Annotated in this window: 17 protein-coding genes and 1 tRNA gene; 4 read left to right on the top strand and 14 right to left on the bottom strand. The window is 66.5% G+C overall.

All coding sequences use genetic code 11. From position 1 onward, the window contains the following. Positions 1-12: 12 nt before the first annotated feature. The 9 genes from ACX3O0_RS00090 to ACX3O0_RS00050 all read right to left on the bottom strand — a co-directional run bounded on the left by ACX3O0_RS00090 (position 13) and on the right by ACX3O0_RS00050 (position 9,459). Positions 13-1,539: an alpha/beta hydrolase gene (locus ACX3O0_RS00090; RefSeq protein ID WP_459106337.1), complete on the bottom strand. Its 1,527-nt coding sequence runs from the start codon at positions 1,537-1,539 to the stop codon at positions 13-15. Further along, entirely contained in the window at positions 1,539-2,705 is a 1,167-nt protein-coding gene (locus tag ACX3O0_RS00085; RefSeq protein WP_459106336.1) for a DNA polymerase III subunit delta', read from the bottom strand. The genes ACX3O0_RS00090 and ACX3O0_RS00085 overlap by 1 nt, the downstream gene beginning before the upstream one ends. Before the next feature lie 142 nt (positions 2,706-2,847). Next, positions 2,848-3,465 carry a dTMP kinase gene (tmk, locus tag ACX3O0_RS00080; protein ID WP_459106335.1) on the bottom strand — a complete coding sequence of 206 codons (618 nt, stop codon included), beginning with the start codon at positions 3,463-3,465 and terminating at the stop codon, positions 2,848-2,850. 2 nt (positions 3,466-3,467) lie between these two features. Next, positions 3,468-6,296 (bottom strand): type I DNA topoisomerase, encoded by a 2,829-nt coding sequence (gene topA, locus ACX3O0_RS00075; protein ID WP_459106334.1) that lies wholly within the window; start codon positions 6,294-6,296, stop codon positions 3,468-3,470. A 99-nt stretch (positions 6,297-6,395) separates the two neighbouring features. After that, a complete protein-coding gene (locus ACX3O0_RS00070) occupies positions 6,396-6,746 on the bottom strand; it encodes an Rv3654c family TadE-like protein (RefSeq protein ID WP_459106333.1) in 351 nt (116 codons plus the stop codon). Continuing rightward, complete coding sequence (locus tag ACX3O0_RS00065) at positions 6,746-7,114, bottom strand: TadE family type IV pilus minor pilin (protein WP_459106332.1); 369 nt, start codon at positions 7,112-7,114, stop codon at positions 6,746-6,748. Before ACX3O0_RS00065 ends, ACX3O0_RS00070 begins: the two co-directional genes overlap by 1 nt. After that, positions 7,092-7,253 carry a DUF4244 domain-containing protein gene (locus ACX3O0_RS00060; RefSeq protein ID WP_459093681.1) on the bottom strand — a complete coding sequence of 54 codons (162 nt, stop codon included), beginning with the start codon at positions 7,251-7,253 and terminating at the stop codon, positions 7,092-7,094. Before ACX3O0_RS00060 ends, ACX3O0_RS00065 begins: the two co-directional genes overlap by 23 nt. A 152-nt stretch (positions 7,254-7,405) precedes the next feature. After that, complete coding sequence (locus ACX3O0_RS00055) at positions 7,406-8,341, bottom strand: type II secretion system F family protein (protein ID WP_459106331.1); 936 nt, start codon at positions 8,339-8,341, stop codon at positions 7,406-7,408. After that, positions 8,338-9,459 carry a TadA family conjugal transfer-associated ATPase gene (locus ACX3O0_RS00050; protein ID WP_459106330.1) on the bottom strand — a complete coding sequence of 374 codons (1,122 nt, stop codon included), beginning with the start codon at positions 9,457-9,459 and terminating at the stop codon, positions 8,338-8,340. The genes ACX3O0_RS00055 and ACX3O0_RS00050 overlap by 4 nt, the downstream gene beginning before the upstream one ends. 353 nt (positions 9,460-9,812) lie before the next feature. Here ACX3O0_RS00050 and acs point away from each other — a divergent pair, with 353 nt between their 5' ends. Next, on the top strand, positions 9,813-11,801 hold the full coding sequence (gene acs / locus ACX3O0_RS00045; RefSeq protein ID WP_459106329.1) for an acetate--CoA ligase: 1,989 nt from the start codon (positions 9,813-9,815) through the stop codon (positions 11,799-11,801). Between the two features lie 9 nt (positions 11,802-11,810). Here acs and ACX3O0_RS00040 read toward each other — a convergent pair whose 3' ends face one another. Continuing rightward, a complete protein-coding gene (locus ACX3O0_RS00040; RefSeq protein ID WP_459106328.1) occupies positions 11,811-12,281 on the bottom strand; it encodes a RidA family protein in 471 nt (156 codons plus the stop codon). Then, positions 12,281-12,442 (bottom strand): DUF4177 domain-containing protein, encoded by a 162-nt coding sequence (locus tag ACX3O0_RS00035; RefSeq protein ID WP_459093680.1) that lies wholly within the window; start codon positions 12,440-12,442, stop codon positions 12,281-12,283. Before ACX3O0_RS00035 ends, ACX3O0_RS00040 begins: the two co-directional genes overlap by 1 nt. Before the next feature lie 51 nt (positions 12,443-12,493). Between ACX3O0_RS00035 and ACX3O0_RS00030 the strand changes: the two genes are divergently transcribed. The 3 genes from ACX3O0_RS00030 (at position 12,494) to ACX3O0_RS00020 (ending at position 16,101) form a co-directional block, all read left to right on the top strand. After that, the gene (locus tag ACX3O0_RS00030; RefSeq protein ID WP_459106327.1) at positions 12,494-15,037 is read left to right on the top strand and encodes a transglycosylase domain-containing protein; all 2,544 of its coding nucleotides are present in this window, start codon (positions 12,494-12,496) and stop codon (positions 15,035-15,037) included. Then, on the top strand, positions 15,034-15,993 hold the full coding sequence (locus ACX3O0_RS00025; RefSeq protein ID WP_459106326.1) for a metallophosphoesterase: 960 nt from the start codon (positions 15,034-15,036) through the stop codon (positions 15,991-15,993). Before ACX3O0_RS00030 ends, ACX3O0_RS00025 begins: the two co-directional genes overlap by 4 nt. A 34-nt stretch (positions 15,994-16,027) precedes the next feature. After that, a tRNA-Pro gene (locus ACX3O0_RS00020) sits at positions 16,028-16,101 on the top strand. Between the two features lie 195 nt (positions 16,102-16,296). Here the strand turns inward: ACX3O0_RS00020 and pth are convergent. The 3 genes from pth to ACX3O0_RS00005 form a co-directional block, all read right to left on the bottom strand. Then, positions 16,297-16,881, bottom strand: coding sequence for an aminoacyl-tRNA hydrolase (pth, locus tag ACX3O0_RS00015; RefSeq protein WP_459108419.1), 585 nt, complete (start codon positions 16,879-16,881; stop codon positions 16,297-16,299). A 36-nt stretch (positions 16,882-16,917) separates the two neighbouring features. After that, complete coding sequence (locus tag ACX3O0_RS00010; RefSeq protein WP_459106325.1) at positions 16,918-17,598, bottom strand: 50S ribosomal protein L25/general stress protein Ctc; 681 nt, start codon at positions 17,596-17,598, stop codon at positions 16,918-16,920. Positions 17,599-17,803: 205 nt separating this feature from the next. Beyond that, the coding region (locus ACX3O0_RS00005) for an enolase C-terminal domain-like protein (protein WP_459106324.1) at positions 17,804-18,543 on the bottom strand (740 nt) is incomplete at its 5' end.

Raw genomic sequence — 18,543 nt, 5'->3', positions numbered from 1 at the left:
GATGATCTGGCTTCAGCAGAGCGGGTCGGTCTCGGGAACCCGCCCGTCGATGAAGTAGCCGTCGACGGCATCATTCACGCAGGCGTTCGACTTGTTGTAAGCGGTATGCCCTTCCCCGTTGTAGGTCACGAGGTAGCCGTTCTCCAGCTGGCCGGCGAGAGCCTGCGCCCACTTGTACGGCGTCGCCGGGTCATTGGTGGTACCGACCACGACGATCGGCGCAGAACCGGATGCCGCAATCGGCACCCGCAGGCGCGTCGCCTCGAACGGCCACTCGCTGCACGACGTTCCACCGTACGACATCTGCGGCCCGAGCACCGGGGCAAGCCTGGCAAGCTCGGCCGCCTCCGCGTGCAGGGTTTCCCGCGTGCTGGTCGAGACGTAGTCCAGACAGTTGACGGCGATGAACGCCTCCGTCGAATTGTCGGCGAACGTGCCGTCGTCGTTCCGGCCGTAGTACGAGTCGGCCAGCTGGAACGCGAAATCGGCCCGGCCCGCCATCACCTCGTTGAACAGGTCGGTGAGGTACGACCAGGTCGTCGAACTGTAGAGCGGCAGGATCAGCGCGTTGAACATGGCGCCGCTACCCAGCTGGCGGCCGTCCGCAGCCCGCAACGGACTGGCATCCAGGCTCTCGAACAGGGCGCGGATGTCCAGCATCGCCTGATCGACCGACCCACGGAATGGGCACGCAGTACCGGTCATGCAGTCGGCCAGGTAGGCACGCAGCGCGCTCTCGAAACCTTGGGCCTGAGTCGCCGTGACCTCGAAGTCCGTCGTCGCCGGGTCCACAGCGCCGTCCAGCACCAGCCTGCCGGTGTTCTCCGGGTAGAGGTCGGCGTAGGTCGCACCGAGCAGCGTCCCATACGAGTAGCCGAGGTAGTTGAGGTCGGTGTCACCGAGGATCGCCCGCAAGAGGTCGAGGTCGTGGGCAGCGCTCACCGTGTCAACGAAACCGAGAAGCTCGCCGGTGTGCTCCAGGCACGCTTCACCGAACTCGGCGGAGGACTGCTCGATGTCGTCGATCCAGGCCTCGGAACCCACCTCCTCCGGCGACAACTCGTAGAGGAACGCGGTCAGCTCATCCGGTTCGTCGTAGCAGTCAACCGGGGATGACCTGTTCACCCCGCGAGGGTCGAAGCCGACAATGTCGTAACGGGACTGCAGCCTCGCCGACACGGCGAAGTCCAGGCTGTCCCGCACGAATTCGAAACCGGATGCTCCCGGCCCACCCGGGTTGATCAGCAGCGAGCCGAGCCGGTCCCCGGTGGCCACACTGCGGATCAGGGCGAGCTCGATGCTCTCGCGGGAAGGATCGCTCCAGTCGAGCGGGGCATCCGCCGTCGCACATTGGAAGCCGTCCTCGCAGGCTGACCACTTCAGCACCTGGTCGTAGAACGGCTGCAGCTCTGCCGACACTTTCTCCCCGGTCGGGGTCGACGTCATCGGCTTCGACTGGCCGAGCCAGGGCACGCATCCGCTCAGCACGACGGCGACGGCGAGAACTGCGGCGACGACCCCGGAACGACGCAGCGCCACTAAGCGGCGCCCCGTCTGGTAGCCGAAATGAGGGTTGCCTCCAGCGACAGCACTGGGGACACATTGCCCTCGATCCGCCGGCGGGCCGTGACGATGGCGTCCATGGTGGCCAGCGTCTGCGTGGCCGAAGAATGTGCGGCAGCGTCACGGAGCTTGGGGAGGATGGCCAGGTTGACCGGCTCGATGTCAGCACCCAGCTGGATGAGCAGGATGTCGCGGTAGAGGGACAGCAGGTCGACCATGATCCGGTCGATGCCGTCCCGCAGGCTGCGGGTGGCCCGGCGCTTCTGGTCCTCTTCGAGGTCTTTCAGCTGCCCGCGCAGCCTGGGCGGAATCGTTCCACCCGGCTCGACGCCGAGCGATCGCAGGGCGCTCTCGCGTTCCTGGGCGTCCAGTTCGGCGGTGATCGCCTTGCCGTCCTCCCCCGCCAGCTCGAGCAGCGTCGCCGCCGCCATCACGGCATCCGATACCGTGCGGATGCCCAGCGCGGTTTCCAGCGTCTGGTGCCTCCTGCGGCGGGCGTCATCGTTGGTGGCCAGTCTGCGCGCCATGCCGATGTGGCTCTGCGCCTCACGTGCCGCCCTGGTCGCCGTCTCAAGATCGACGCCGTCGCGCGCCACGATCAACTCCGCGACATCAGCGATCGACGGAACACGCAGGCGAACGGTGCGCACCCGGGAGCGGATGGTCGGCAGCAGGTCGGCCTCGCTCGGCGCGCACAGGATCCACACTGTGCGCGGAGGCGGCTCCTCCAACGCCTTCAGCAGCACATTCGAGGTGCGCTCCACCATGCGGTCGGCGTCTTCGACGATCATCACGCGGTAGCGGCTGACGGACGGCGAGAACTGCGAGCTGGCGACGATTCGCTTGACGTCTTCCATCTTGATGATGACGCCTTCTGTACTGAGCACCGCGAGATCCGGATGCGTGCGAGCGGCCACCTGACGCCGGGTCGCCTCGTCGCCGTCCGGTGTTCCCGGACTGAGTAGCGCTGTCGCGAACACATAGGCGAGGTTGGAGCGGCCGGAGCCGGGAGGGCCGGTGATCAGCCAGGAGTGGGTCATCGCCGATTCCCCGACCGGTGCACCGATGGCCGTCGACTCGGCCGCGGCACGGAAGACCGAGATCGCCTCGGCCTGGCCGGTCAGTTCATCCCACACAGACATGCTGTAAGCCTAAAGGTCACCTGCGACCCGTCCGCACCGCTCTCCCCAGTCGCGAAAGTGCCCGTTCCGGAGAATAGTGCCCGGCGGAACGGACACTATTCTCCGGAACGGGCACTTCAGGCGACGAGTCGCTGCAGGGACATCAGGAGAGAAGGGGCTCCACTCGAGCGCGGATTGCCGCCGCGATCGACTCCATGCTGTCGGTGGCGTTCAGCACGAGGAACCGTTCCGGCTCGGCGGCAGCCAGTTCGAGGTAGCCGGCGCGCACGCGGGCGTGGAAGTCTGCCTCCTCAGCCTCGAGGCGGTCGTATTTGGTGCGGCGTTGCATCCGGTCGCGGCCTGCCGACTCGTCCAGGTCGAGCAGGATGGTCAGCGCCGGCATGAATCCTTCGGTGGCCCACAGCGACAGGTCACGGATTTCGGTACCGTCGAGCACCCGCCCGCCACCCTGGTAGGCGACGGATGAGTCGAGATAGCGATCCTGGATCACCACCTCACCCCGCTCGATCGCCGGCCTCACCTTGGTCGCGATGTGGTGCGCGCGGTCTGCCGCATAGATGAGGGCTTCGGCCCGCGGGGTGATGTCGCCGCGGCGGTGCAGCACGATCTCCCGCAGCTCGACCCCGAGCTCGGTGCCGCCCGGCTCCCGGGTGTGCATGACGGTGTGACCGGATGCCTGAAGCCAGTCGGCGAGGAAACGCGCCTGAGTGGTCTTACCTGACCCGTCGCCGCCCTCGAAGGTGATGAAGAGGCCGGTCACGGCTACTCCGAGTCCCCTTCGATGGATTTCGGGATGCCCGTCTTCTTTGCCGGCGCTTTCTTTGCAGGTGCCTTCTTCGCCGCCGGCTTCTTGGCTGGTGCCTTCTTCTTCGCTGGTGCCTTCTTCTTGGCCGCGGGCTTCTTAGCCGGACCCTTCGCTCGCTTGTCCGCCAGCAGTTGCACGGCCCGCTCGAAGTCGATCTCTTCGATGGTTTCCCCGCGCGGGATGGTGGCGTTGGTCACGCCATCCGTCACATAGGCGCCGAAGCGGCCGTCCTTGATCCTGATCGGCTTGCCGCTCTCCGGGTCGGCATCGAATTCCTTAAGGGCGCTGGAGGCCTTTCGGGCGCCATACTTCGGCTGTGCGAACAGCTCCACCGCACCGGCCAGGTCGATGTCGAAGATCTGGTCTTCCTCGGTCAGAGACCGGGTGTCGGTGCCCTTCTTGAGGTACGGACCGTAGCGGCCGTTCTGCGCGGTGATCTCCTCGCCGGTCTCCGGGTCGGCTCCGACCACGCGCGGGAGGTCGAGCAACCTGAGCGCCGTGTCGAGGTCGATGGTGGCCAGGTCCATCGACTTGAAGATGGATGCCGTGCGCGGCTTGGGCGCCGTCGACTTCTTGGCGGCCGCCTTCTTCTTCGGCTTCTCGATGAGTTCGCCGGTGGCCGGGTCGACTTCGGACCCGTCGACGAGCTCAGGGACCGGAGCTGCTTCGGCCACGGGCTCAGGATCGAGCTCGGTCACGTAGGGGCCGAAGCGACCGTCCTTGGCGACAATGCTCTTGCCGTTGGCCGGGTTGACGCCGACGATGCGGTCGTCGACCACGGGTGCGTCGATCAGTTCCTGCGCCTTCTGGGCGGTCAGCTCGTCCGGTGCCAGGTCTTGCGGCAGGTTGACGCGCCGTGGCGTCGCATCCGCCGCCGCGTCCGCGTCCGCCACCTCAAGGTATGGCCCATACTTGCCGATGCGCAGGGTGATGTCGTCGGTGATCACAATGGAGTTGATCTGCTTCGCGTCGATCTCGCCCAGGTTGTCGATCACGGTGCGCAGACCCCGGTGGGTGTCGTTGCCGAAGTAGAAGCCGTTCAGCCACTCCACCCGGTTCTGCCTGCCGCCGGCGATGTGGTCGAGGTCGTCCTCCATCGCCGCCGTGAAGGCGTATTCGACCAGGTCGCCGAAGTACTGCTCAAGCAGGCGGATGACCGAGAACGCGATCCAGTTGGGTACCAGCGCCTGACCGCGCGGCGTCACATACCCGCGGTCGATGATGGTGGAGATGATCGCCGCATACGTCGACGGGCGCCCGATGCCGAGCTCTTCCAGCGTCTTGACCAGGCTCGCCTCGGTGTAGCGCGGCGGCGGGCTGGTCTCGTGCCCCTTCGCCTCCACCTCGACGGCCGTGAGCGACTGGCCCTCGGTCAGCGGCGGAAGCTTGGCCTCCTTCGCGTCATCCTTGTTGCGCTCTTCGTCCGTGCCCTCCTCGTACGCCTGCAGGAAGCCGCGGAAGGTGATGACGGTGCCGGTCGCCACGAAATCGGCGATCGTGCCGGACGCCACCGTTGCGGTGATGCCGACGGATGCTGTTGAGCCCTTGGCGTCGGCCATCTGGGAGGCGACGGTGCGCTTCCAGATCAGCTCGTACAGCTTGAAGTCGTTGCCGCGGAGCACGCTCTGCAGCTCGGACGGGGTGCGGAAGGTGTCACCGGATGGGCGGATCGCCTCGTGCGCCTCCTGCGCGTTCTTGCTCTTGCTGGCGTAGACGCGGGGCTTGTCCGGCACGTTCTCAGGGCCGTAGAGGGCGGCAGCCTGCGCGCGAGCCGCGTTGATCGCCTGCTGCGACAGGTTCAGCGAGTCGGTTCGCATGTAGGTGATGTAGCCGTTTTCGTACAATCCCTGGGCGACGCTCATGGTCTGGCGAGCGGAGAAGCGCAGTTTGCGCGCCGCCTCCTGCTGCAGGGTGGAGGTGCTGAACGGTGCGGCCGGACGCCGGGTGTACGGCTTCGATTCCACCGAGGAGACCACGATGGTGGTGCTCTGCTCGCGCAGCGCCGTTGCGAGCGTCTGGGCCGACTGCTCGTCGAGGGCACGGGCATCCGACTTCAGCGCGCCCTTATCGTCGAAGTCCCGTCCGGAGGCGATGCGCTTGCCGTCGATCTTGCTGAGGCGCGCGTCGAAGGTCGTGGTGCTGTCGCCTGGGGCGAGGGTCGCCGTCAGGTCCCAGTAGCTGGCGGTGACGAAGGCGAGCCGCTCGCGTTCGCGGTCCACGATGAGGCGGGTCGCCGCCGATTGCACCCGACCGGCTGACAGCCCTGGTCCGACCTTGCGCCACAGCACCGGCGAAACCTCGAAACCGTAGAGGCGGTCCAGGATGCGCCGGGTCTCCTGCGCGTCGACCAGCGCGGTGTCGAGGTCGCGCGGGCTTTCCTGCGCCCGCTGGATCGCCTCCTGCGTGATCTCGTGGAACACCATCCGCTTGACCGGGACCTTCGGCTTCAGCACCTCGAGCAGGTGCCAGGCGATGGCCTCCCCCTCGCGGTCCTCATCAGTTGCGAGGTAGAGCTCGTCGGCATCCTTGAGCGCGCGCTTCAGGTCGGCGACGGTTTTCTTCTTCTGGTCGGACACCACGTAGTAGGGCTGGAAATCGTTCTCGACGTCGATGGAGAACTTTCCCAGCGACCCCTTCTTCAGCTCGGGCGGCAGGTTCTTCGGCTCGATGAGGTCACGGATGTGGCCGACCGAGGCGAGTACCTCGTACCCGTCACCCAGGTACTGGGCGATTGTCTTCGCCTTGGCCGGCGACTCGACAATGACCAGCTTCTTCGTGCCTGACACCGGACTCCTTGAGAATTACGTTGATTGGGGGTTGCCCTTCGAAACCATACACACTCAAACCGCATGCACTGTTAATCGAGTTTGCGCAAGCTCCCAGAGTCAGGGCCCTTCGGCTGCCGGGCCGGCCGTCGCAGTTGCCCCCACGGTGAAGCCGAGCACGACCGCTTCCACGCGCACGGTCACCACCAATCCGTCCGGCTGGCAGGCCGAGAGAACCGTGCCGTTCGCCTCGGCGATTCGCGCGGCGGCGACGCAGGGAACGCCGGGCGCGAGGCCGATGGCGACGTCCGCTGCGGCGAGCGCCGCGGCATCCGCTGCCCCACTGGCGACCCCTTTGACCGCCAGCACTGAATAGAGGGGTACCGACAGCGCGCTCAGTCCGAGCACGGCGGCGAGAATCGCGACGACGAGAATCGAACCGGCGCCGGACTCATCCCGAAGCGACCGCATCAGCCGGCCTCCGCCAGGGCGCAGGCGGATGCCGTCAGCGTCACCGCCGAGGCGAGACCGGGAAGCGCTGCAGGCAGCGCAACAGTCACGCAGACCAGGCCGTTCCGGTCGCTGCGGTTGACGGATGCCCGCGGCACCAATTGCCGCGCCCTCGCGTCGACCGTGCTCGCCGGTTCACCACGGGAGGCCACGCGCGCGGCGGTCGATGCGGCGTCCTGCAGGCGGAGCTGCTGGTTCGCGAGCTGCCCACCGGCCAGGCAGAACGCGAGCACCAGGATCACCGCCGGCATCGCCGTCGCGAACTCGGCGGTGACCGCTCCCCGCTCACCACGCAGTCGGCAGCGCCTACCCGGCGAACGTGAGCGCACGCTGGATCAGGTCGGTGAGCACGGCCCGCACCTCGTCGCTGCGCATGATGACGACGAGCAGCCCGGCGAAGCCGACAGCAGCCATGATCACGATGGCGTACTCCGCCGTGGCCGCGCCCCTCTCGCCTGCTGCGCGCATCCGCTCGGTGATGACGGTTCGGAGTCCTCTTAATAGTCGTCGCACGATGTGTCTTCCCGTTGTGGTGTACCGGTCGCGATCGCGCCCGTCCCACTGAGTCTTTGCGGCGCCGACTACTGCCTGGCCTGCCTGGCGCTCATCGGTGGAGTCGGTCAGAAACCTGCGACTGTGGACGAGATGACGGCGATCAGCAGCGGTGCCACGCCCAGCAGCATGAAGGCCGGGAGGATGCACAGGCCGAGCGGCAGCATCAGGGTCACCGACAGCGTTGCCGCTCGACGCGCACCGTCGCTGCGGGCACGGCGGCGGGCTTCCTCTGCCTCCGATCTCAGCAGCGCCGCCGCCGGCACTCCTGCCCGACGGGAGAGCTGCAGCACGCTGTCGATGGCAGCCTGGTCGTGCCCGATGGGGATCGAACTACCTCGGCATGCGCTCGTGGCCGCCTGGATCGCCCGATCGGTTGACGCCCCGCCGCTGACGGCGATCGCGACCAGGTCGAGGGCGAGCCCGGGGCTCTGAACGGTCGGTGCGGCGGAGCGCACCAACCGCCGATTCCAGAACCGGGCGATGAGCATGAGGCCGGCGCCGAGCATCAGGCACACCAGCCCGGCTGGAGTGCCGAACAGCGTGCCGAGCGTGTCGAATCCGAGGGCGAGCCCGAACAACACCCCGACCACGGGGAGGGCCATCACCATCCGGGCGGTCGCGACCGGCGCGGCGAGGGCCACCTGCACCTCCCGGTCGGTTTCCGCGAGGTCCCTCAATGAGCCGGCCAGTTCCGCCAGGGTCGGCGCCAGCGGTGCACCGGCTTCGGATGCCACCCGCCAGGCGGCAGCCAGGCCTCGCCAGCCGGCCGACTCCGGCAGGTCGCCCACCGCCGCCAGGATCGCCTCATCCGCCGCCCCGTGGGACCGGATCCGGCGAACCACCTCGTTCAGTCGCAACCAGTCGGACTCACCGTTCTCCGGCAGCAGGTAACCCCAGGCGGAGGGCGGCGGAACACCGGCGGCGAGCAGCACGGCCAGGCGCTGCACCAGCGAGGCAACATTCTCCTGCTCCACCGACGCGTCGGCCCTCCTCCGGTTCATGGCTGGTCATCGAGCGGATGCCCCGGCTCGGCTGGGCGCACCTGGAGGCGGCCGTTCGCGTCGAGCACGAACGAGCCGACCTCCACCAGGCGCCGAACGCCGTGGTCGCGTCGCAGGTGCAGCACGGCGTCGATCGCGCTGACGGTCTGGCGGGCCACCGCGGTCGGGCTCATCTCGGCGAGCGCGCCCAGCGCTTCGAGGCGCGCAGGAACATCCGCCAGCGAGTTGGCGTGCAGCGTTCCCGCGCCACCATCGTGGCCGGTGTTCAACGCCGCCAGCAGCTCCCTGATCTCGGCGCCCCGGCACTCCCCCAGCACCAGGCGGTCCGGGCGCATCCGCAACGCCTCGCGAACCAAACGCTGCAAGCCGACCTCGCCGGCTCCTTCGAGGTTTGCCTGGCGCGCTTCGAGGGAGACAAACTGCGGATGCGCGACGCGCAGTTCGGCCACGTCTTCGATGGCCACGATCCGGTCCGTGCTGGGTGCGCTCGACAGGATGGCGGAGAGCAGGGTGGTCTTGCCGCTGCCGCCCGCACCACTGATCAGCACGTTGGCCCGGCGCTCGACCAGCCGGGAGACGGTGGCAGGCGGGACCACTGCGAAGAACTGTGCGGCATCGAGGTCGCCGAGGGAGAGGTGCCCGACCCTGGGCAGTCGGATGGAGAGAAGGGTGCCCCGCGGGGAGATCGGCGGCAGCACCGCATGCACCCGGATGCCGTCGTGCAGCCGCACGTCGACGCAGGGACTGGTTTCGTCGATGTGACGGCCGCCCTGGGCGATCAGCCGCACCGCGAGCTCCCGGAGGTGGCGCTCGTCAAGCTCGGGAAAGTGCTCGGATTCCAGCCCGCCACCACGGTCGAACCAGACCTCGTCGTGGCCGTTCACGAAGACATCCGTCACCAGCGGGTCGGCCACCAGCCGACCTAGCGGCCCGAACTCGCTGAGAGTTTCCCCCGAGCGTCCCAGCCGTACCCCGGAATCGCTGCTTGTACCCCATTCTGATGCCTCGGAGCCAGGTGGACGGGCAACGAACCGAGGCTGGTCCGTGGCAGATGGTGGCTGCTGTTGCCAGTGTGACTGGACTGACGGATGAGGTGGGTTGGGGGAATAATCGGACACCCAACGGAGGCTATGGGCGCCCCGCTCGACAACGCCGTGGTCGTCGCGGTGACGTCAGGAACCCTGCGTTCAACAGGCTGGGGAGGGTGAGAGTCACGAAGCGGTCCGGCATCGAGCGAGGAAGCGCGCGTTAAAGAAAGAGGGGCGGCGCCTGTTGGGGGGAACCGGCGCCGCCACAGTAGCGCCGGATTGGGGGGAATCACGTGGCGCCACCAACCGAATTCTCATTCGGTTCGCTAAGTGTACCCCAGCAGGCCGCGGACGCAATAGGAAAGAAAGCACAATCCGATAGTCTCGAAAACGGCTGGCGGCAGTCATGTACGACACCCTGTTGCAAAGGAGCTTCACGAACGATGAACACCATTGACAGTCTTCAGCACGAGAGCAGGAGGTTCCCGCCGAGCCCCGAGTTCGCCGCCACTGCGGAAGCCACGGAGCAGCTGTACGCGAAGGCGACCGCCAACCCCCAGGAGTTCTGGGCAGAGCAAGCCCGCGAACTGCTCCACTGGCACAAGGACTTCACCCAGGCCCTCGACTGGACCCAGGCACCGTTCGCCAGATGGTTCGCCGATGGCGAGCTGAATGTGGCGTACAACTGCCTCGACCGGCATGTCATCGCCGGACACGGCGACCGGGTGGCCTTCCACTGGGAGGGCGAGAACGGCGACACGCGCACCCTCACCTACGCCGACCTGACCGCGGAGGTGAAACGCGCCGCGAACGTGTTGCTGGCCCTCGGCATCCGCTCGGGCGATCGTGTCGCCATCTACCTGCCGATGATTCCCGAAGCCGTCGTCGCCATGCTCGCGGTCGCGCGTATCGGCGCAGTGCACTCGGTCATCTTCGGCGGATTCAGTGCGGACAGCATCAGCTCCCGAGTGCACGACGCCAGCGCCAAGCTGATCATCACCGCTGACGGCGGCTGGAGGAAGGGCAGGATCTCAGCCCTCAAGCCGACCGTCGATGCCGCACTCGAGAAGGAGGGCACCGACTCCGTCGAGAACGTGCTGGTGGTCAAGCGCGGGGGCAACGACATCGATTGGGTGGAGGGCCGCGACCTGTGGTGGCACGAGCAAATGGAGGCGGCGGATGCCGAGCACGAGGCTGAGGCGTTCCCCGCCGAGCATCCGCTCTACATCCTCTACACCTCCGGCACCACCGGGCGTCCGAAGGGAATCCTGCACACCAGTGGCGGATACCTCACCCAGTGCGCGTTCACGCACAAGCAGGTGTTCGACCTCGACGCCGAGAACGACGTGTTCTGGTGCACGGCCGACGTCGGCTGGGTGACCGGCCACAGCTACGTCGTGTACGGACCGCTGGCGAACGGTGCGACCCAGGTGCTTTACGAGGGAACACCGGATGCGCCGCACCCAGGTCGCTGGTGGGAACTGATCGAGAAGTACAAGGTGAGCATCTTCTACACGGCGCCCACCGCCATCCGCTCGTTCATGAAGGTGGGGCGCCAGGTTCCGGACGGCTTCGACCTCAGCAGCATCAGGGTGCTGGGTTCGGTCGGTGAGCCCATCAACCCGGAGGCCTGGGTCTGGTACCGCGACGTGATCGGCGCCGGCAAGGCCCCGATCGTCGACACCTGGTGGCAGACCGAGACTGGCGCGATCATGGTGTCCGCTCTGCCCGGTGTCACGACCCTGAAGCCGGGGTCTGCCCAGGAACCGATCCCCGGCATTTCGATCGACGTGCTCAGCGAGAGCGGCGAACATGTCGGCAACGGCAACGGCGGCCTGCTGGTTGTCACCGAGCCGTGGCCGTCGATGCTGCGCGGCATCTGGGGCGATCCGGAGCGCTTCATCGAAACCTATTGGGAGAAGTTCGACGTTCCGGGAACCACGAACCGGCGGATGTACTTCGCCGGCGACGGTGCGCGGCTCGACGAAGACGGCGACATCTGGCTGCTCGGGCGGGTCGACGATGTGATGAACGTGTCCGGCCACCGGCTGTCGACCGCAGAGATCGAGTCTGCGCTGGTCTCGCATCCGATCGTCGCCGAGGCGGCAGTGGTGGGGGCAGCGGATGAGACCACCGGGCAGGCCGTTGTGGCGTTCGTGATCCTGCGGTCAGACCAGGAGGATGCGCAGACGCCCGACGAGGCGAACGGCATCCTGCGGGCCCACGTGGCCGAGCAGATCGGCGCCATCGCCCGCCCGCGGCACGTCTATGTGGTGACGGAGTTGCCGAAGACCCGCTCGGGCAAGATCATGCGCCGGCTGTTGCGCGATGTCGCCGAGGGGCGAACGGTCGGAGACACCACCACGCTGGCCGACACCTCGGTGATGCAGCTCATCACCGACAAGCTGACCGGTGGGGTGCGCAGGGAGTAGCGAAGGGCGTTACGCGAACTCGAGGATCAGCTCCACCTCGACCGCGGTGTCCAGCGGCAGGGAGGCGACGCCGACAGCACTTCGGGCGTGGGCGCCAATGTCGCCGAACACCTCGCCGAGGAACTCTGACGCCCCGTTGACCACGGCCGGCTGGCCGGTGAATGACGGGTCGGATGCGACGAAACCGACAACCTTCACCACGCGGGTGACCCGGTCGAGGGAGCCGATGGCCGACGCTGCGGCGGCGAGCGCGTTGAGCGCGCACGTGCGGGCGAGCCCCTTCGCGGTCTCCGCAGAGACCAATCCATCACCGTCACCGACCTTGCCGGTTACGGCCATAGCGCCGTCCACCATGGGCAGCTGACCGGAGGTGTACACCAGGTTCCCCGTGATCACGGCGGGTACGTAGGCGGCAACCGGCTTCGTCACCTGCGGAAGAGGCATCCCGAGTTCGATAAGGCGTTCTTCGATCGTGGACATCAGGAATCCTCCGTAATTTGGCGTTTCAAGTAAGCCACCAGCCCGCCTTCCGGACCGGTGACGACCTGCACCAGCTCCCACCCCTCGGCACCCCAGTTGTTGAGGATTGCAGAAGTGTTGTGAACGATGAGCGGTGTGGTCAGATATTCCCAGTGTGGCATCACGGCATCCATTCAGCTTGATCAGGGTTTCGACCCATTACCCTAGAGTCTATGTCTGCCCAAAAAACGTCGCCTTCCGGCGCCCTCGGCGCCCTGGCCGGCCTCCTCGGTTTGAGTGTTCTCGCCGGAGTCCTGGTCACCGCGATGGTCACTCCCGCGATCGCCGTCACCGGTCTCACCGCCCAGAGCTCCGTCGGCATCTTCAATAGCCTCCCCGACTACCTCACCCTGGACGAACAGGCCCAGAAGAACACCATCTACGGCGTCAACAACGCCGGTGAACCGGTCCAGATCGCTGAGGCCTACCACCAGAACCGTGAGGTGATCGGCTGGGAGGACATCAACGAGAACGTCAAGATGGCCGTCCTGGCCGCGGAGGACCGCAAGTTCTACGAGCACGGCGGGGTGAACCTTTCGTCGACCATCCGCGCCGCGCTGAGCAACGTTGTGGCGAGCGACATCGAGAGTGGTGCGTCCACCCTCACCATGCAGCTGGTCAAGAACATCCTCATCATGAGGTCCCTGGAGGAGCCGACCGAGGCCGCGCGTGCCGAGGCACGGGATAAGGCCGAAGAGCAGACCATCGACCGTAAGTTGCGGGAGATGAAGATGGCCATCGGCCTGGAGAAGCGCTACTCCAAGAACGACATCATGCTCGGCTACCTCAACATCGCCGGGTTTGGCAGCAACACCTACGGCATCCAGGCCGCTGCCAACGAATTCTTCTCGGTTGACGCCAAGGACCTGACTCTTCCGCAGGCTGCCAGCCTGATCGCCATCGTGCAGACGCCGACCTACCACAGCCTGAACAACCCCGAGAACTATGAGGCCAACCAGGACCGTCGCGATGACATCCTGACGCGGATGCTCAACTGGGACTTCATCGATCAGGCCACCTTCGATGAGGCGATCGCGACACCACTCGAGGTTGTTCCCAGCCCGCCACGCGGCGGATGCCTGTACGCCACCATCGGCACCTACTTCTGCGACTATGTGGAGCACCTGGTGCCCGAGCTGACGTCGCTGGGCTCTACCGCAGAAGAACGCAAGGCGAACTACAAGACCGGTGGGTACCAGATCTACACCACCCTGAACGTCGACCAGCAGGCGAATGCCGAAGCCCAGCTGCTGGCCCAGGCCCCGGCCGGTGAAACGCGATTCAACCTGGGTGCTGCAGCATCCGCTGTGCAGCCGGGTACCGGTCGCATCCTGGCGATGGCCCAGAACAAGGTCTTCGACCCGACCCCGGACGAGAACCCGGCGACCACGACGGTCAACTACAACACGGACAAGCCCTACGGCGGATCGTCCGGATTCCAGGTGGGGTCGACGTACAAGATCTTCACCCTCGCCGAGTGGCTGAAGCAGAACCACGGCCTGAACGAGACCGTCGACGCTCGCGTCAAGACCTACAACCAGGCGACGTTCACCGCCCCGTGCGCGCCATCCGTCGGCAACTGGAAGCCAGGCAACTTCGGTGGCCAGGGCGGCGGCGCCTCCACGTCCGTGATGGCGGCCACCCGCGCATCCATCAACAGCGCGTTCGTCGCCATGGCGCACAAGCTCGACCTCTGCGCCATCCGGGACACCGCACTGTCGATGGGTGTCCACCGCGCGGACGGCAACGAGCTCGCGGCCAACCCCGCGGCCATCCTGGGCACCAACGAGATCGCTCCTCTCTCGCTGGCTGCGGCGTTTGCAACAGTGGCCGGTGGCGGCGTGTACTGCAAGCCGATCGCCGTTGACCGCATCGTCTCAGCCGATGGGGAAGAGCTGCCGGGCCAGACCTCCGATTGCACCCAAGCGCTCACGCCTGAGGTCGCCAGCGGTGTCGCCTACGCCCTGCGCGGTGTGATGACCGGTGGCGGCACCGGCGCGCGGGCCAACCCGAGCGACAACGTCAAGGTCATCGGCAAGACCGGAACGACCAACGATGCCGTCCACACCTGGATGGCCGGCGCGTCCACCAACATAGCCCTCGCTGTGTGGGTCGGCAATGTGGTTGGAAAGCAGGATCTCGCCCGCATCCAGGTCGGTAGCTCGAGAGCCAACGACCTCCGCTACTCGCTGTTCAGGGCGATCATGGGCGGCCTCAACGGCGTCTACGGCGGCGGCGACTTCCCAGCGCCTCCGTCGGAGCTCCTCAGCGGGCAGCTGTCGACCGTGCCGGATGTCACCGGGCAGAGCGAGGCGCAGGTCATCGCCCTCCTTGAGGGTCTCGGCTTCACGCCGCAGAACGGTGGCACCGGGCCGTCTTCGATCGCTGCCGGGAAGGTGGCGAGCAGCAGCCCCGGGGCCGGCGCCCGGATTTCCCAGGGCTCCGTCGTCACCTATTACCTCAGCGACGGTTCGCTGACCCAGACAATGCCGGATGTCGTCGGCCAGAAGCAGGCGGATGCGGAGGCGACGGTTGCCTCCCAGACGTCCGGCGCCATCAGCTTCGCCTACGTCAAGACGGAGGATCCGCTTCAGCTGTGCCGGGTTGCTTCCAGCAACCCAGCGGCTGGAACCGCGATGACTGGGACCCAGCCGGTCACCCTGACCGTGTACAGCGACAAAGAGGGTGACGAGCCGGCACCCGGGCTCTGCACTTGACCAGGCCATCGGCCGCGAGCGTAGCGACAGCTGCCGTCGCGGCCGTTGGACTGGGCACGCTCGCGTGGGGAACGCTCGTGGAGCGGAACCGGTTCACGGTGCGCCGGGAGGTTGTTCCCATCCTGGAGCCGGGTGCACGCCCGATCAGGGTGCTGCACGTGACCGACCTGCACATGGCCCCGTGGCAGCTGCGTAAGCAGGACTGGGTGAGGAGCCTTCGGGCGCTCGAACCGGACCTGATCGTGAACACGGGAGACAACCTCGGGCATGTCGAGGGGGTCGACGGCGTCGAGTACGCGCTGGAACCGTTCCGCGGCATCCCCGGTGTCTACGTCAACGGATCGAACGACTACCACGGTCCATCGCCGAAGAACCCGCTCGCCTACTTCTCCGGTCCGTCCGGTCGCCGTGCAGACCCGAGTCGCCTCGACACGCCTCGACTGGAGGCTTTCTTCGACTCGCTCGGCTGGCACAGCCTGAACAACGCGGCCGTCACGATGGAGGTCGCGGGGTCCCCGCTCGAGTTCTTCGGTGTCGACGACCCGCACATCGGCCGTGACCGGCTGGACAGTCTCCCCGGCCTCCTGGATGAGTTGCGCGAGAACTCGGAGAACGAGGTTTCGGGGCCTGGGCGGGAAGTCACCAGCATCGGCGTGACCCACGCCCCCTATCGACGCGTGCTCAATTCTTTCGTCACCCATGGTGCGGAGCTCATCGTCGCCGGTCACACGCACGGCGGTCAGGTCTGCGTTCCCGGGTATGGCGCGCTGGTCACCAATTGCGATCTTCCACGCAGCCAGGCGAGCGGCCTGAGCCTGTGGAAGCATGCCATGCGTGCGGCCTACCTGAATGTGTCTGCGGGGCTCGGGACATCCATCTACGCTCCGGTCCGTTTCGCCTGCAAGCCGGAGGCTGTGCTGCTGACATTAACGGGCGACGATATCGGCTATTCTTGATGAGGCTTCGCTGACGGATGTCGGCGTAACCAACCGGGGTATGGCGCAGCTTGGTAGCGCGCTTCGTTCGGGACGAAGAGGTCGCAGGTTCAAATCCTGTTACCCCGACAAATGAGAGAGGGCCGCCCCCCAGGGCGGCCCTCTCTCATTTGTCGGGGTGTAAAAGAGGTGTACCTGCGAGCAGGTGGGCCCACGCGCCCGGTTCCGGCGCGCCGCGAAGCGGTGTGACGGCCGTGGCGTGGGGACAAATCCCCCAACGGCAGCGGTTGCGAAGCAATCGCGTTACTTCTTCAAGTTGTCCGACTACGCCGAGGTGTGAAACCGCAACTGCGCAGCAGTCAGGCCTTCGCTCGCGACCAGCTCGACGGCATCCGCGGCATCCGTCAGCAGGTTCGGCAACGCACTGCGCTCGGCCGAACTGAAGTCGCGCAGCACGTAGTCCGCGGCAGGCTGGCGTCCGGGCGGGCGGCCGATGCCGACGCGCACCCTGATGAAGTCGCCGGTTCCCAGAGCTGATGCGATGTCTCGCACCCCGTTGTGGCCGCCGTGCCCGCCACCCTGCTTCAGCTTGACGCTGTCGAACGGGATGTCCAGTTCGTCGTGCACCACGATCAGGCGGCTGGGGTCGACCTTGTAGAACCGCACCAGCGCGGCAACGGGCCCACCGGACAGGTTCATGTAGCTGTTCGGCTTGGCCAGCACCAGGCGCGGACCGGTGAGGCCGGTGCGGCCCTCGGCGACCATCGCGTTGGTCTTCTGGCTTCGAAACGTGGAGCCGGCCCGGTCAGCCAGCTCCGCCAGCACCATATGGCCGACGTTGTGCCGATTGCTCGCGTAGTCGGGCCCGGGGTTACCGAGCCCGACTACCAGCCACTGATTGGTGTCCAGCGGAGCTGACTTCCTGAATAGGCCGATGGCTCTGAACTACTCTGCTGACTCTTCTGCTGCAGCCTCTTCGCCGGCCGGCGCGCCCTCGGCAACCTCGGTGGTCTCGGTCGGCTCTTCAACAACGATCGGAACCACAACGGAGACGATCAGCGTCTCGCCGTCAGCGATCAGCGTGACGTTCTCCGGCAGCTCGAGCTGGTTGGCGTAGACGTGCGAGATGGCCTCGAGGCCCTCGACGCTGGCGTCGATGCGCTCGGGGATGGCGATGGCCGGGGCCTCGACCAGGAGGGTGTGGGCTTCCTGCTCGAGCATGGTGCCCGGCGCGGCTTCTCCGACGATGTGAATGGGGACCTCGACCTGCACCTTTTCACCCTTGCGGATGACGACCAGGTCGATGTGCTCGATGATCTGGCGCACGGGGTCCTTCTGCACGTCCTTGACCAGGGCGAGCTGCGACTTGCCTGCGATGTCGAGGTCGATCATGGCGTTCGCCTTGCGCAGCAGGAGCATGATGGCGTGGCCCGGGAGGGTCAGGTGCTGGGGCTCGGTGCCGTGGCCGTAGAGCACGGCCGGGATCTTGCCGAGGGCGCGCAGCTTGCGGGCCGCGCCCTTGCCGAAGGCGTCGCGTACCTCGGCGGTGATGTGGTTGCCCGGGTCTACCTTCTGGGCGGCGCGGATGGAAGCGTCGAAGCGCTCTTTGTCTGTCTGTGCGGACATGATATTTCTCCTTGTCGGGCGCTCGGCCCGGTTACGTGTTTTCAACTCGAACGCCCGGCAGGTCAACTGATCTGCAGCGTGAGGAAAGACCGAAGCCCAACTCACCGCGTCGATTACGGATGCCCGCGCTTTGCAGCACAGCCATCCCTCGCCGAAGTTCAGTGAGTCAGTCTACAGGAGTCTGGGATACCCGGCCTGCGCCCCGTCACCAGTCGTGGACGGTGCCGTCCGCAAGCCTGTTGTAGGGCAGGTACGCGGTCTCGTACGGGTACTTGCCGGCCTCGTCCTGGTTCAGTTCGACACCGATGCCGGGCTGGTTGCCGGGGTGGAGCATGCCGTCATTCCAGGTGTAGGACTGCTCGAACACGGCATCCGTTTTGGCCCCGTGCTTCATGTATTCCTGGATGCCGAAGTTGTGGATTGCCAGGCCCAGGTGCATGGCGGCTGCCATGCCGACCGGGGAGATATCGGTCGGCCCGTGCATGCCGGACTTGATCTGGTACTGGGCCGCATACTCCAGCACCTTCTTCAGGTGACTGATCCCACCCGTGTGGGTCACCGCACTTCTCACGTAGTCGATGAGCTGTTCCCGGATGATCTGCTGATAATCCCACACCGTGTTGAAGATCTCCCCGATCGCCAACGGGGTCGTGGTGTGCTGACGCACCAGCCGCAGCGCTTCCGGGTTCTCCGCCGGGGTGCAATCCTCCAACCAGAACAAGTCATACGGTTCCAACGACTTGCCCAACTGGGCCGCCTGGATCGGCGTCATCCGGTGATGCCCGTCGTGCAGCAACGGCAGCTCCGGACCGAACTCGCCCCGGACCGCCTCGAACACCGTCGGCACATGCCGCAGGTAGGACCGGGTGTCCCAGTCCTCCTCGGCCGGGAACGCACCCCGCTGCGCCGGCTCATGGTCATACCGGACACCCTCATTGGCCTCGA

The organism is Homoserinimonas sp. A447, from assembly GCF_054489325.1.
This window is presented reverse-complemented; position numbering and strand designations above follow the sequence as displayed.